12 protein-coding genes and 1 other annotated feature are annotated in these 14984 nt (G+C 46.7%); of the genes, 1 reads left to right on the forward strand and 11 read right to left on the reverse strand.

Annotation, left to right across the window (positions count from 1 at the left end; genetic code table 11):
- Positions 1-35: 35 nt before the first annotated feature.
- The 10 genes from aspS to AB1K91_RS13880 all read right to left on the reverse strand — a co-directional run bounded on the left by aspS (position 36) and on the right by AB1K91_RS13880 (position 12638).
- Positions 36-1820, reverse strand: coding sequence for an aspartate--tRNA ligase (gene aspS, locus AB1K91_RS13835; RefSeq protein ID WP_413090580.1), 1785 nt, complete (start codon positions 1818-1820; stop codon positions 36-38).
- Positions 1813-3105 carry a histidine--tRNA ligase gene (gene hisS, locus AB1K91_RS13840; RefSeq protein ID WP_413090582.1) on the reverse strand — a complete coding sequence of 431 codons (1293 nt, stop codon included), beginning with the start codon at positions 3103-3105 and terminating at the stop codon, positions 1813-1815. Before hisS ends, aspS begins: the two co-directional genes overlap by 8 nt.
- A 76-nt stretch (positions 3106-3181) precedes the next feature.
- Positions 3182-3400, reverse strand: a binding site (T-box leader).
- 46 nt (positions 3401-3446) lie between these two features.
- A complete protein-coding gene (locus tag AB1K91_RS13845; protein ID WP_413090584.1) occupies positions 3447-3617 on the reverse strand; it encodes a hypothetical protein in 171 nt (56 codons plus the stop codon).
- Between the two features lie 79 nt (positions 3618-3696).
- Positions 3697-4158 carry a D-aminoacyl-tRNA deacylase gene (gene dtd, locus AB1K91_RS13850; protein ID WP_413090586.1) on the reverse strand — a complete coding sequence of 154 codons (462 nt, stop codon included), beginning with the start codon at positions 4156-4158 and terminating at the stop codon, positions 3697-3699.
- Between the two features lie 15 nt (positions 4159-4173).
- Positions 4174-6390 carry a RelA/SpoT family protein gene (locus tag AB1K91_RS13855; protein ID WP_413090587.1) on the reverse strand — a complete coding sequence of 739 codons (2217 nt, stop codon included), beginning with the start codon at positions 6388-6390 and terminating at the stop codon, positions 4174-4176.
- Positions 6391-6555: 165 nt separating this feature from the next.
- Positions 6556-7071 carry an adenine phosphoribosyltransferase gene (locus AB1K91_RS13860; RefSeq protein WP_093727751.1) on the reverse strand — a complete coding sequence of 172 codons (516 nt, stop codon included), beginning with the start codon at positions 7069-7071 and terminating at the stop codon, positions 6556-6558.
- Positions 7061-9406, reverse strand: coding sequence for a single-stranded-DNA-specific exonuclease RecJ (recJ, locus tag AB1K91_RS13865; protein WP_413090589.1), 2346 nt, complete (start codon positions 9404-9406; stop codon positions 7061-7063). The genes AB1K91_RS13860 and recJ overlap by 11 nt, the downstream gene beginning before the upstream one ends.
- A 56-nt stretch (positions 9407-9462) precedes the next feature.
- Positions 9463-9846, reverse strand: a complete 384-nt coding sequence (locus AB1K91_RS13870; protein ID WP_413090590.1) for a LapA family protein — start codon at positions 9844-9846, stop codon at positions 9463-9465.
- Positions 9847-9932: 86 nt separating this feature from the next.
- On the reverse strand, positions 9933-12191 hold the full coding sequence (gene secDF, locus AB1K91_RS13875; protein WP_413090591.1) for a protein translocase subunit SecDF: 2259 nt from the start codon (positions 12189-12191) through the stop codon (positions 9933-9935).
- 150 nt (positions 12192-12341) lie between these two features.
- On the reverse strand, positions 12342-12638 hold the full coding sequence (locus AB1K91_RS13880) for a post-transcriptional regulator (protein ID WP_413090593.1): 297 nt from the start codon (positions 12636-12638) through the stop codon (positions 12342-12344).
- A gap of 122 nt (positions 12639-12760) precedes the next feature.
- Between AB1K91_RS13880 and spoVB the strand changes: the two genes are divergently transcribed.
- Positions 12761-14308: a stage V sporulation protein B gene (gene spoVB, locus AB1K91_RS13885; protein ID WP_413090595.1), complete on the forward strand. Its 1548-nt coding sequence runs from the start codon at positions 12761-12763 to the stop codon at positions 14306-14308.
- Here the strand turns inward: spoVB and AB1K91_RS13890 are convergent, their stop codons facing one another.
- Positions 14309-14968, reverse strand: a complete 660-nt coding sequence (locus AB1K91_RS13890) for a DUF421 domain-containing protein (RefSeq protein WP_413090686.1) — start codon at positions 14966-14968, stop codon at positions 14309-14311.
- Positions 14969-14984 lie beyond the last annotated feature (16 nt).

Consider the following 14984-nt stretch of genomic DNA (forward strand, 5'->3'; position numbering starts at 1 on the left):
GGATAGATCGAGTTTTCAACTGTGAAGTCAGTCTATTATGCTTCCTGACTTGCTGTTTTTTTCTGGATATCCAAATATAGCTCATCAAGCTGCTTCTTGCTCACTGGATCTGGCGCATCTGTCAGTGGATCGGTCGCAGACGCTGTTTTCGGGAACAGGATAGTGTCACGAAGATTTGTGCTGCCGGATAGAAGCATGATGAAACGATCGTAACCCAGTGCGATACCGCCGTGCGGAGGTGCTCCGGATTCCAATGCATCCAAGAGGAAGCCGAATTGCTCCTGCGCTTCTTCCTTGGTGAAACCTAGAACTTCGAACATCCGGTTTTGCAGATCCATCTGGTAAATACGCTGCGAACCGCCGCCCAGTTCATAACCATTAAGGACGATATCATAGGCTTCCGCTTTGACAGAGGCAGGATCTGTTTCCAGCTTATCGATATCTGCCGCTGCCGGCATTGTGAATGGATGGTGCGCTGCGTAATAGCGACCTTCTTCTTCGTCATATTCGAATAGTGGCCAATCTGTCACCCAAAGGAAGTTGAACAAGGATTCATCGATAAGACCAAGGTCACGACCGAGCTTGCTTCTCAATGCCCCCAAGCTATCAAAGACCACTTTCGTCTTATCAGCAACAAATACAAGCAAATCGCCAGCATCTGCGGTTAGTACTTCCTTCAACTGTCCTTGGGCGGACTCATCAAGGAATTTGGCAATTGGTCCTTTCAAAGAACCATCTTCCTCAACTTTGACCCAAGCAAGACCTTTTGCACCATAAATTTTGACAAATTCAGTCAAGGCATCGATATCCTTGCGTGAGAAGTTCGACGCCTGGCCTTTGACGTTGATTGCACTCACACGGCCGCCATTTTGGATGGCATCTTGGAACACTTTGAATTCAGCAGATTTCACCGCTTCTCGTACATCGACAAGCTCCAGTCCGAAACGTGTATCCGGCTTATCGGAGCCGAATCGTTCCATCGCTTCTGCATAAGGCAGGCGTGGGAATGGCACTTGAACGTCTACGTCTTTCACTTCTTTCATGACCCGCTTCATCATCCGCTCCGTCATGTCGATGATATCTTCTGTGGACATGAAACTAGTCTCGATATCGATTTGAGTGAATTCAGGCTGTCGATCCGCGCGCAAATCTTCATCACGGAAGCAGCGGGCAATTTGATAATATTTCTCAAAGCCTGAAATCATCAACAGTTGTTTGAAGAGCTGCGGTGACTGCGGAAGCGCATAGAACTCTCCTGGATGCACACGGCTTGGTACAAGATAGTCACGTGCTCCTTCCGGCGTGCTTTTTGTCAGCATCGGCGTTTCCATCTCGTAAAATTCCTCTTCATTGAGGAAGTTGCGGATAGCCTGTGTCGCCTGATGACGAAGGCGGAATGTTTCCTGCAGCGGCTTTCTGCGCAAATCAAGATAACGATACTTCAAACGTACATCCTCGGATGCATCCACATCATCTTCGATTTGGAACGCTGGACTTTTCGCCTTGTTCAGGATAACTATCTCTTGGGCTACAATTTCGATTTCACCAGTCGTCATGTTCGGATTCTTGGTTGCTTCTTCTCTTTCCACAACCTTACCTGTCACGCTGACGACGAATTCGGAACGGATTTGCTCAGCAATTGCCAATGCTTCTTTGGAAACATCAGGATTAAAAACAGCTTGCACGATTCCAGATCGGTCCCGGATATCAGCAAAGATCAATCCACCTAAATCACGTCGTTTCTGTACCCATCCTTTGATTGTCACTGTCTCGCCTGCATGGCTCGTTCGCAGCTTACCCGCCTTTTGTCTTTCAGTCATCCGCTTTTCCTCCATCCAACTGTTCTTTGATTGCGTCAACAGCTTCTGTGATTGCCACTTCGGTCTGCTGTCCATCTTGCATATTGCGTAAGGAGATGACGCCTTTTGCCAGTTCATCTTCACCGAGTACCACGACGAATTTCGCTTGCTGGCGATCGGCGGCTTTGAATTGCCCCTTCATTTTCTTGCCAAGATAATCTTTATCTGCTGTCAATCCAGCCAAACGCAGCTGATATGTCAGCTTTACTGCTTCTTTTTGGACAGCTCCTTCTCCAAGTGCCACGACATAGACATCTGTCCCTGTTTTGACAGGCAGTTCGATGCCTTCTGCTTCGAGGGCAAACAATAGGCGTTCGATGCTCAATGCAAAACCGATACCTGGAGTTGATGGACCGCCAACTTCTTCGACAAGACCGTTATAACGGCCGCCGCCTGTAAGTGTCGTCAGGGCACCGAAACCTTCTGCATCACTCATGATCTCGAATGCTGTGTGGTTATAATAATCCAAGCCTCTTACCAGATTCGGATCCACTTCATAGGCAATTCCGATTGCATCCAGATTATTTTTGACAGCGTCAAAGTACGCCTTGGATTCTTCGTTAAGATAATCATGAATGGATGGTGCACTTTTCACTTTCGGGTGTTCCCGGTCTTTTTTACAATCAAGAATACGCAATGGGTTCTTTTCAAGACGATTCTGACAGTCACTGCATAGTTCATCTTTGACAGGAGTAAAGTGCTCGATCAAAGCTGTCCGGTGTGCATCGCGGCTTTCTTTATCTCCAAGTGTGTTGATGATCAGTTTCAAAGACTTCAAGCCAAGCTGCTGATAGCCGCTCATTGCCAGGCTGATCACTTCTGCATCGATGGCAGGGTCTTCACTGCCCAATGCTTCGACACCGAATTGAACAAACTGACGCATCCGTCCTTGTTGCGGTCGCTCATAGCGGAACATCGGTCCATAATAGAACAGCTTCGTCGGCTGCTCAGGAAGGCCATACAGCTTATTCTGCACGTATGCGCGGACGACGGACGCCGTTCCTTCCGGTCTGAGCGTCAGGCTGCGGTCACCTTTATCCTTGAATGTATACATTTCCTTCTGCACGATATCCGTGGTTTCCCCTACACCGCGAAGGAACAACTCCGTATGTTCAAAAATCGGCACCCTGATTTCTTTGTAGTTGAATCTGCTTGCCAAATCCGTAAGAACTTGTTCGGCATACTGCCACTTTTCAGATGTACCAGGCAATATATCCTGCGTACCTCTTGGCGCTTTCATCTCCATTTCATAACCTCCTCGACTAATGACCCAATCCCCGGATTCCTAAAAATAACGACAAAAAACCCCCGTCCCTTATAACACAAGGGACGGGAGTTCTTCCCGCGTTGCCACCCTAGTTGGATACAGCTGTATCCCACCTTGGTCAGTTAACGCCTGCTACGTCACTGCCTACTGCGTTGTTCGACAGTGCTCCTAAGGAATGTCTTTCAGTTCGAAGCTGTGCCGGGCGCTTACAGCCTGGGGCGCCTGATCTCTGTCCACAGTGATTTCGACTTACTCTTTCCCTCAATGGATTTCCGGTTTCTTTAGATTGTAATAATAGTACCTGTTTGTAAGAAAGATTGTCAAGATTGTTTTAGCCGTTCTTGTAATTTTTTTCGTTCCGTGCCTGCTGGCGAAGCCTCCATGTCCGGCATAAACGAATCTTCCGCTAGAGAAGCAGGTTCGCCTCTGTGCCGGATAGCATCCAGCCGGGATGCGGCGAATGCATGCTGCTGTGCGTCACTGCCTCGCATACCGATCACACCTTTGTTGATTTATTTCTCAACTAGTATTCACATTCTGCACATTTTCTAAACAAAAAACAAGAAAGCATCATGCTTCCTTGTTTGGCCGATCCGAGCTATCCAAGATGATGGTAACCGGACCTTCATTGATAAGCTGCACATCCATATGTGCGCCGAATTCCCCGGTCTCTACATGGATGCCGGCTTCGATAAGTTTTTGGTTGAATCTTTCATAGAGCCTTTTGGCCACATCGGGTTTTGCTGCGTCAGTAAAACTAGGCCGGCGTCCCTTACGCGTGTCAGCATACAAAGTGAACTGCGAAATGGACAGAATCTCCCCTCCGATTTGCAAAAGAGATTCATTCATTTTCCCGTCTGCATCCTCGAACACGCGAAGATGAATCAGCTTATTCACAATGTAGTCCAAATCTGCATCTGTATCTTCGTGTGTGATACCGACCAGCAGCATGAATCCTTTGCCGATGTTGCCGATAACCTCTCCGCGGACAGTGACAGAGGCTTCCCTTGCAAGCTGTGCTACTACTTTCATCTCGATGGCCCCATTTCATTGCAGCATTCTCGTAACAGTATAAATATCTTTGATTTGTTTGATCCGTTCTACTATTTTCCGTAGATGACCGATATTATGAATCAAGATGGTCAGATGGATTGTCGCCAGCTTATTCCGGTCGGACTTGCCATCGACAGCAGTAATCTGTGTTCGAGTCTCATTGACAGCCTGCAGTACTTCATTCATCAATCCATGTCTGTCAAAGGCTGTAATCTCCAAGTCTACATGATATTGCTTAGAAATAGTTGCATTGTTTTCCCAGTCGACCTGAAGCTTACGCGTCTGCGCATCTTCTGTCTGCATATTCGGACAGTCGGAACGATGGACAGAGACCCCTCTTCCCTTCGTTATATAGCCGACAATTTCGTCACCTGGTACGGGGTTGCAGCATTTAGAAAGGCGAACGAGCATATTATCCACACCCTCGACGCGCACCCCGGAATCCCGCTTGCGGCTTGAAGCAGCAGATTTGGACGCACTTGCCATCTTCGCTGTTTCAATCGTCTTCTCCATCACTTCTTCTTTTTCGTACTGACGGCGCAGGCTTTCGGTCAGTCTAGTCGTGATCTGTGCTGCTGTAATTCCTTGATAACCGACAGCTGCATACATATCTTCTTCGGACGTGAAGTTGAATTTCTCGACTACCTTGCGGAGGTTATCCGGCGTAAATACAAGCTTTAGATCAAAGCCAGATTGTTTCACTTCTTCCTCCACAAGCTCTTTGCCTTTGGCAACATTCTCCTCACGCCGCTGTTTCTTGAAGAACTGTTTGATTTTATTCCGGGCATGGGTGGTCTGTGCCAGCTTAACCCAGTCCTGAGAAGGTCCATAGGAATGCTTGGACGTCATCATTTCCACGATATCGCCATTTTTCAGTTTATACTCCAGCGGCTCCATTTTACCGTTTATCTTCGCTCCGACTGTATGATTTCCTACTTCAGTGTGAACACGATAAGCGAAATCGATCGGTACGGAACCGGAAGGAAGTTCGATGACATCGCCTTTTGGCGTGAATACATAAACCATATCACTGAACAAGTCCAGTTTCAGTGATTCCATGAATTCTTCTGCGTTTTCAGATTCGTTCTGGAAATCAAGTATCTCACGGAACCATGTCAGCTTCTCTTCAAATGATTTCTTTTGCGTACTCGTGTTGAGCTGTTTACCTTCTTTATACGCCCAGTGCGCTGCGATACCGTATTCGGCAATCTCATGCATTTCCTCTGTCCGGATCTGCACCTCGAGCGGATCACCCTTCGGTCCGATGACGGTCGTATGCAAAGATTGATACAGATTGAGCTTCGGCATGGCGATATAGTCCTTGAATCGTCCGGGCATCGGCTTCCAGCATGTATGGATTACACCCAGAACCGCATAACAGTCTTTGATGCTTTTTACGATCACACGAACTGCAAGCAAGTCATATATTTCATTGAACTGCTTATGCTGGTGCTCCATTTTGCGATAAATACTGTATAAGTGCTTCGGCCGTCCGAATATATCCGCATCGATATTGATTTCCCCAAGCTGACTGCGGATTTGATCCATGACGTCACCAATATAGCTTTCCCGTTCTTCACGCTTTTGCTTCATCAAGTGAACGATCCGGTAGTACTGCTGCGGATTCATATAACGGAGTGCTGTATCCTCTAGCTCCCACTTGATCGTACTGATCCCGAGTCTGTGCGCAAGCGGTGCGAATATTTCCAATGTCTCATTGGAAATACGGCGCTGCTTCTCAGGGGAAAGATGCTTCAGCGTACGCATATTATGCAGACGGTCAGCCAGTTTAATCAAGATGACCCGGATATCCTTTGCCATTGCAACGAACATTTTTCGATGATTTTCAGCCTGCTGCGCCTGTTTTGATTTGTATTTGATTTTACCGAGCTTGGATACTCCATCAACGAGCATAGCCACTTCGGCATTGAAGGCCTCTTCCAATTCCTCGACCGTCACAGGTGTATCCTCCACTACGTCGTGCAGGAAGCCACCTGCAATGGTTTCAGCATCGAGTTCCAAGTGGACAAGGATCCCAGCTACCTGAACAGGGTGGATGATGTAGGCTTCACCGGAACGGCGGAATTGCCCTTCATGCGCTTTTTCGGCGAACTCATACGCTTTCCGGATAAAAGCAACATGCTCGTCCGATAGATATCGGGCTGCTTCTTGAATGACCTCTTCGGCCGTTAGAACTTTTTCCTTTGGCATCTCTTTAGCTAAACTCCTTCTCATCGTCTGCATAAGCGACGAGGGTTCTAAACTGTCACATGTTATTTTTATTAGCTTAACAAATATCCAATCTATTCGACAAGTATCTGTTTTTAAAATGAAACAAAGAGTGCCCCGAATGAGGCACTCTGATTCCATCCGATATTATTCGTAGCTTGTAAGTGTCAGCACTTCATAGCCATCCAGCTTTTCTCTGCCGTCAAGATATGCCAGTTCGACAAAGAACGCACAGCCGACTACGATTCCGCCCAGCTGTTCAACAAGCTTGATTGTCGCTTCGATTGTACCGCCAGTTGCAAGCAGGTCATCCGTAATAAGGACACGCTGGCCTGGTTTGATTGCATCTTTGTGGATTGTCAGCACATTCTCGCCGTATTCAAGTCCGTAAGCCACCTTGATGACTTCACGAGGCAGCTTGCCTTCTTTGCGGACGGGAGCAAAGCCGATATCCAGTGCATATGATACAGGGCATCCTACGATGAAGCCGCGCGCTTCGGGACCGACGATCAAATCCACATCTTTATCTTTAGCGAATTCCACGATTTCATTTACTGCAGATTTATAAGCCGGACCATTATCCATCAATGTAGTGATATCCTTGAATTTGATACCTGGTTTCGGCCAGTCCTCAACGACTGTAATATATTGTTTATAATCCATTTACTGCTTCCTCCTCGATAACTTCCCCGCGTTCCAGTACGCGTTCCAGCCACGCTTTCAATTCCTTATAGCCGGAATAATATAAGATCTTCTCGACTTCTATCGCTTCCTTCAATCCCTGGTAGACTTCAGAGTCAGCCAGATCACGCTTGGAAGGATTTGGGTTGATTGAAATTTGATCCTTATCTAGTTTAACAAATTCGAGCTCAAAAAACACGTCGGAAATAAACTTCGTCCTCTCCGGACTCCAGCCCCGGCTGTTTTTCAAATAATCCTCAAGCTGACGGTAAGCAATCGTTTTTTGCTTCAGCAGGATCGCATAGAATAGCTTGAATTGCTCACGATCCGGAAACCCTTGGAGATAGGCATTCTCCTTCACATCATAGCAGGCATAAATGAGATCTGGCTGTAAATTCCGGAGTACAAAAGAAATATCCTCCAACTTGCGGGGAAGATCGGCTAATATGACTGCCTTTATATTGCCAGCTGCATTTGTCAGGCCTTCCGTTTCGTAATCCAAGATCCGAATCTTCTCAGATAGCCATCCAAGTTCCGTATTCGGCCGAAAACGGATGACAGCAGTTTCCTCTTCCGTCTTTATCCGAAACCCTTTTTGCAACTGCTTGCTTCCTCTGTGATCAAGTAGCTGCCAGTTTCGTATTGCTACATCTTCAATCAATATCTGAGGTTTTTGTCTGCCATTCCATTCGTTGATCGATAATTCACCGACCGCTTCCATTTCATCCATCGGTGTCAGGAACGGATAAAGATCGCCTTGCCCGAAGCATACGCCATCCAACTGGACCGTTTCCTCAGCAAAAACGAATTTCAAATGATTCTTATTCGCTCCGATAAGCTTGACTTCGCGCATTCGGGTAGTAAGTTTGACGAGTGGCTTTGGATTTTGCATTCCGAATGGCGATAACTGGGCGATGTCGCGGATCAAATCGACCGACACATCCCCGACATTCACCGACAAATCAATAGCCAGCGTTTGCTTGAAATCTTCCTCGGTCAGTGATTCTGCTGCCATTTGATTCAATTGCTTTCGCAGCTTGTCCACTTGTTCAAGCTCCAAGGTCATTCCGGCAGCCTGTGCATGTCCGCCAAAAGCAAGAAAGTGATCACGCACCTGCATGCAGTGGTGGAATAAATCAAAAGCATCAATACTGCGAGCGGAGCCTTTTGCTGTGCCTTTGTCCGGATGGATGGCAAGCACGATCGCCGGCCTATCAAATGTCCTGACCAGTTTAGAAGCTACAATTCCCAGCACCCCTTCATTCCAGCCTTCCTTTGCTACAACGATGACATGGCTGCTATCTTCTTTCGGCTGTTCCTTTACCATCGCTTCTGCTTCTTTCGCAATTTTAGCCACGATATTCTGCCGCTCCGTGTTAAGTGACTGGATTTCTTCCGCCATTCCCGCTGCTTCTTCATACGAGGCAGCGAGGAGCAATTCAACAGCAAGGTCAGCATCTTGCAAGCGGCCGACAGCATTGATGCGCGGTCCGATTTTAAAAGCGATATCTTCCTCGGTTACGATACCATCCAGACCACAGCTATCCTTCAAAGCTTGTATGCCTGGTCGCATGGACGATGCGATTGCCTTCAAGCCTTCTGCAGCCAGTACCCTGTTTTCATCAACTAGCGGAACCAAATCAGCAATCGTACCAATGACGACGAGATCAAGCAGCTGCTTCGGGAAATAACCAAGTAAGTAATGAGCCAGCTTGAAAGCGACACCTACACCGGCCAGCTCATGAAAAGGATAGTCCGGCGAACATTTAGGATGTACAACTGCCAAGCAGTCCGGCACCGTTTCCTGCACTTCATGGTGATCGGTGATGATAAGATCGATCCCAATCTGTTTCGCTATGTCTGCTTCATGGTGTGCAGCAATACCTGTATCGACTGTCACGATCAAATGGTATCCATTGTCCTTTGCCGCTCGAAAAGCCGCTTCATTCGGGCCATAACCTTCCGTGAATCGGTTCGGTATATAATAGTCACAGTCAGCTCCCAGTTCCCGCAATGCTTCCAGCAGGACTACAGTGGAAGAAACTCCGTCTGCATCATAATCTCCGAATACCAGTATCTTTTCGTTCTGCTCCACAGCGGCATGTATCCGTTCAGCTGCAGCATCTATATCATGTAACCGTTCCGGGCTATGTAGGTCCTCCAGAGACGGATGAAGGAACCGTTGTGCAGCCTCTGCCGTTGTTATTCCGCGCTGTATGAGCAGCTGCTCCACAAGCGGAGAAACACCGAAGCCCGCCGGCGTGTGAGCTGAAGGGCTGCTGCTATTATCCTTCCATCTCATTCTGCTTTCCAACATAAAAAAGACCCCCTAACCAAGCTATTATACTAGAGCCTGGTCAAGGGAGCAATCGATTATTGCCTGTATTCATCTCTCATTCTTTCGGATGTAGGGTACGTATTCGTCGTCGGATCGGAAATATTCGTTGTGGTCCGTTCCGGCTCCTTATGTCCCTGCTCCGCACGTTTTTCTTGCATTTCCGTTATCTCAGCAGTTTTTTTATCATTATCCTTACGTAAAGCGCGTACTTCCCTATTTAGCTTGAACATACGCAACCCTCCTACAGATGCTGTAATCAAGACGCCCATCAAAACGGAGAACAGAATGATCAGGATTAGCGGTGCTGAACCTGTACCAAATAGATAGTCCACCTGCACACTGTCTACGTTGATAACTGCGAATATTGCGATTAGTACTGCAAAGATGACTGCTAAAATGATATACCATTGTGCCTTCATGTGCTGACTCCTTTCCAATGCGGCTACTCTATACATTCCCCATTTCCAAAAAAATAACCCCCGTATTCACTACGGGGGTCGTGTCATCAGACTTGCGGTCCTTCGATTTTCTTTTTCTCTTCATGGATGATTGGATTCTTTTCGATATTTCTACCGCGCCATACAAGCCATAGCTGTGCAGCGATAAAGAGGGAAGAATACGTTCCTGCAGCCAACCCGATTACAAGGGCAATCGAGAAGTTCGTGATCGAAGCAGCACCGAATATCCAAAGGATGATCGCTGCGACGATTACCGTCAAGACAGTGTTCACGCTTCGTACGAGTGTTTGCAGCAAACTATCGTTGACGATTTTTGCCAGTTCATCAAACGTCTTAACTTTCCTTTTGATCCGGATATTCTCTTTTATCCTGTCGAACGTTACTATCGTATCGTTGATGGAATAACCGATGATCGTCAAAATGGCAGCAATGATGGTGATATCGAATTCCAATCTGGTGATACTGAATATCGCCAGGATGAAGAAAGCATCATGCAGCAAGGAAATGATTGCCGCTACAGCAAATTTGAATTCGAAGCGGATAGTCGCATAGAGAACGATACCGATCGAAGCGAAAATGACTGCATATAAAGCGTTTTTCGCCAGTTCCTTACCAATGACCGGAGATACTGTGCTTATGCTTGGAGCATCTCCATATTCATCCTGGATACTGCTCTTCAGTTCGTTCTCTTCATTTTTGGTAAGTGTATCTTCAAGTCGGACGGAGGCGTGTTTGCCATCAGCTGAAAGCTGCGTTTCCCTCGACTCGAAGCCAAAGTCGTCCATCTTCTGCTCTACTTGTTCTGTCGTCAGAGCTTGGTTCGAATCGAATTCCACACGTGATCCGCTCGTAAAATCGATACCAAGATTCAGCTTAAATATACTCAAGCAGATGATCCCAGCAATCGTCAGCGCGATGGAGAAAGCAAAATAAGCCTTTCTGTGTTTGACCAGGTTCAGCTTCAAGCCATAGAAAGTGACTTCACGTTCCCCTTTGTCATTCAGTTTGCGGATATTTTTCTTCGATACCCCGAACCAGCCTGGTTTCTTATCGAACGCACGGCTTTTCACCATCAAACTGAGCAAGGCACGTGATCCATATACCGCTGTGATGAAGCTTAACAAAATACTGATGATTAACGTCGTTGCAAAACCTTTGATGGAGCTCGTACCGAAAATGAACAGGACGATACCCGCAATCATCGTAGTCAAGTTGGCATCGATAATTGTTGCCAATGAGTTTTTGTTACCAGCTTTATATGCAGCTTTAAGTGACTTGCCGGTTTTCAGTTCATCTTTTATCCGTTCGTATGTGATGATGTTGGCATCTACAGCCATCCCCACTCCCAGAATTAAGGCTGCAATGCCTGGAAGCGTCAGAACGACTCCAAGCAAATCAAATACAAGTATGTTCAAGTAAGCAAAAACTGCCAATGTGATGGATGCAATCAAACCTGGAAGTCTGTAATATACGATCATGAACAGTAAAATGAGAGCGAAGGCGATATATCCTGCCAACATCGTCTGATCCAGTGCTTCCTGACCGAATTGTGCTCCGACTGAGTTGGAATACACTTCTTCCATTTTTACTGGCAATGACCCAGCGTTCAAGAGATCGGCAAGCTCCTGCGCACTTTCAACGGTGAAATTACCTTCAATCTGAACTGATTTACTATTGATAGTCTGCGAAACTGCTGGAGCAGAAATGAACTTTTGTTCATCCTCAGGTTTTTGTGCTTCCTCTTCATAGGAATCCCCATCTTCATAATCCAGCCAAATGACCAGCCTGTTCTCTGGGTACGCGCGCTGTGAGAGTTCACTTGTCACTTCACCGAATTTGGAAGCATCTTTCATCTCCACTGTGACTAGCGGCTGATTCGTTTGCGGGTCGAATGCCTGCTTTGCACTGCCCGCCTCGATATCCGTACCATTCAGATACTCTTTATTTTCCGTATCGCGGAATGATAAATTGGCAGTCGTCGATAGCATTTCACGAGCCTGATCCTGATCTTTCACCCCTGCAAGCTGCACGCGGATCCGGTTCGGCTGCTCGATATCGATGCTTGTCTCACTGACACCCAGGGAATCGACACGCTCGTTTAACGCCTGCGCTGTGGCATTTAGCGTTGCCGTGTCCACTTTGTCTCCTTCTTCCAGCGGACTAACTTCATAAAGTACCTCGAATCCTCCCTGCAGATCGAGTCCTAAATTCAAATCATTTGCGATTCCTTTAACCGTCGTTCCCATTGCTCCCAAAAGCAATAAGACGATCAAAAAGAAGGCAACGATTCTGCCTCTTTTCACCATGATGCAACTGCCTCCCATGTTCCGTCAAAACGAAACCTAAAATACTGCAGATAATCATCTGCAAAATAGCATGTATGTACTGCTGTGCCCATCCGCCAAATACTCACATAGTATAGAGAAGACAAGCCAGCACTGTCAACTTTTCCTATATCAGGACTGACCATTGATGGCAGCGATTGACGCCATCAGATCCTCATCTTCTTCGTACACCGACATCGTCAAGTAACCCATATACACCGATACACTCAGCTGCATGATATCCGCCACCACTTCATATAAACGTTTCGGCTTGTCTGTCTCTTTCTTCCATACTTTTTTCTCCATACAGCTCCAAATATCTGCAGCAGATGCTTTATCATAACCGAGCAGATGAAATTCTTCCTTTTTACTGATCACGGCTGGCATCACTTCCGACTTCCATTCGTTCACTGTTTTCGATTCGAACACAAATTTCTACCTCCTAAAACAACTTGCCTCGGTTCTGTTCAGGCTAGTCATGCTTGGCCATATCTCATGCATACATTTAATTGTAGCCGAAAAACAATTATTTGAGAAGGCAGGTTGTCGATGTGACGAAGCAGACTTTCCTAAAAGGGGCACTCATTCTGATTGCTGCCAGCTTGATCACTCGATTCCTTGGATTCGTGAACCGGATTGTCGTTGCACGTGTCATGGGAGAAGAGGGGGTCGGTTTATACATGATGGCGATGCCGACGTTGTTTCTAGCAACTGCCATCACACAGTTTGGTCTGCCCACAGCTATTTCCAAACGAGTAGCAGAAGCAGATGTGCGCGGAGACAACGACCAAATCAAAAAAATCGTTGTCGTTTCTTTGACGGTGACACTCAGCATCAGCATTGCATTTGTCGGCCTTCTTTACTTTGCAGCCCCGTATCTTGCGGACAAGCTGCTCAAGGATGTACGGGTCATTTACCCGATGCTGGCAATCGGTCCTATCATACCGATATTGGCCGTTGCTTCTGTACTGCGAGGGTATTTTCAAGGAAAGCAGAACATGAAGCCACAAAGCTTCTCACAAGTGATCGAACAGATTGTCCGGATCAGCTGTACGGTTTTCCTTGTGAAATTTTTTCTGCCTTACGGAGTTGAATTTGCAGCTTTGGGTGCGATGATAGCTGTCATCATCGGGGAGTTCGTTTCATTGCTGTATATGCTGCACCAATTCAAACGAAAGAAGTCCGTTAAAATACGGTTTCAATTCGTCACCGCCCTAAAAGGGGGCAAGCAGACTTTGGAGCGTTTGCTTTCCATTGCACTGCCTGCAACAGGCAGCAGGCTCATTGCCAGCGGCACCCATTTCCTGGAACCGATACTAACCGCCCAAAGCCTGGCTTTGGCCGGCGTAGGAACGGCATTGGCAACAAGGCAATATGGAGAACTGACAGGCTATGCACTGCCTCTATTGTTCCTGCCGACATTCATTACAAACTCGTTGGCAACTGCACTGCTGCCATCCATCAGCGAGGCAAACGAACAGAATCGACACCAATTCGTCCATTACCGGATTCATCAGGCCATCCGGCTCAGCTTCGCCTCAGGTGCAATCGCAACGGTAGTCCTGACAGTGTTCGCCGGACCGATCTTGCATTACATGTATGGGAGTGAAAGTGCAGAGCGGTTCATCCTGCTGATGGCACCTTTTTATATCATGATGTACATCCAGACGCCGTTAAGCACCGCACTGCAGGCATTGGATGCGGCCAAAGCAGCGATGTGGAATACAATCATCGGTGCAGGCGTCAAAATTGTCCTGCTTGTCTCCTTGGCTTCCAATGCTAAATTCGGCATCATCGGGCTCGCAATCAGTATGATAGTCACAGTGGTTTTGATCACTTTATTGCATTTACTCTCATTAGCACGCGTTGCCGGCTTCCGTCTGACGCTGAAGGAAATCGCTCAAATGCTCGGTCTGTTGGCATTGACAACTTTTACCGCGCAACTGTTGAAGGGTATATTCCTTGATTCACTTTATGAGCTGCCGGCATTCCTATTATTACTGCTTATCCTTCTTTTTCTCTATCTCTTGTTTATGCTCAGTTTCGGGTTCATTACAAAAGCGGAAATAGAGCAATTTCTATCGAAAAGAAAAAAATGATCAGCGCTCATCTTTACGATCGATATACCAATCGTGATTTTTATCAAATGTACAATACGAAATAGAATGGAGATCAGGATGGCCATGACGTTTCATTTGACTGCGAAGCCAAGGCTCTGACTTGCCAAGTTCATCCAATGCTTCTTTCTGAATTTCACCATCGATGATCAGTGCTGACACAAAGCCGCTGCTTCCGTCAGCAGTATCTTTTTTTTCGAACACAGAAAGTTCACCAGATGTTTCCAGAATAGCAAAATCCACATCCTGTACACTTTTTGTTCCTTTTTCACGCAGCTGCTGCTGCAAATCGGAAAAACTGTAACGCTGTCTGCGCATCTGATGCTCGTCGATCCGTCCTCTATTGATGATGATGGAAGGCTTTCCTTCCATCAAATTACGCAATTTGGGAAATTTAAGAGATAGAAATGCAGTACTTCGCTGGATGATTAAAAGAATGATCATTGGAACGATAAAATGAAGCAGATGACTGCTTGGATCCTCAATGGAGAATACAGCTATTTCTGCCAGCATTAAATAAACGACCAGATCGATGATGCTCAGTTCTCCAATTTCCCGTTTCCCCATGAGACGGAAAATGATGACGATGATAATGTAGGAAAGGAGCGTCCTTCCAATAATCGACCATTCCAAAGTATCCAGCAAAACGTCCGCCTCC

Source organism: Terribacillus jepli (assembly GCF_047228925.1).
Classification (GTDB): Bacteria; Bacillota; Bacilli; order Bacillales; family Amphibacillaceae; genus Terribacillus.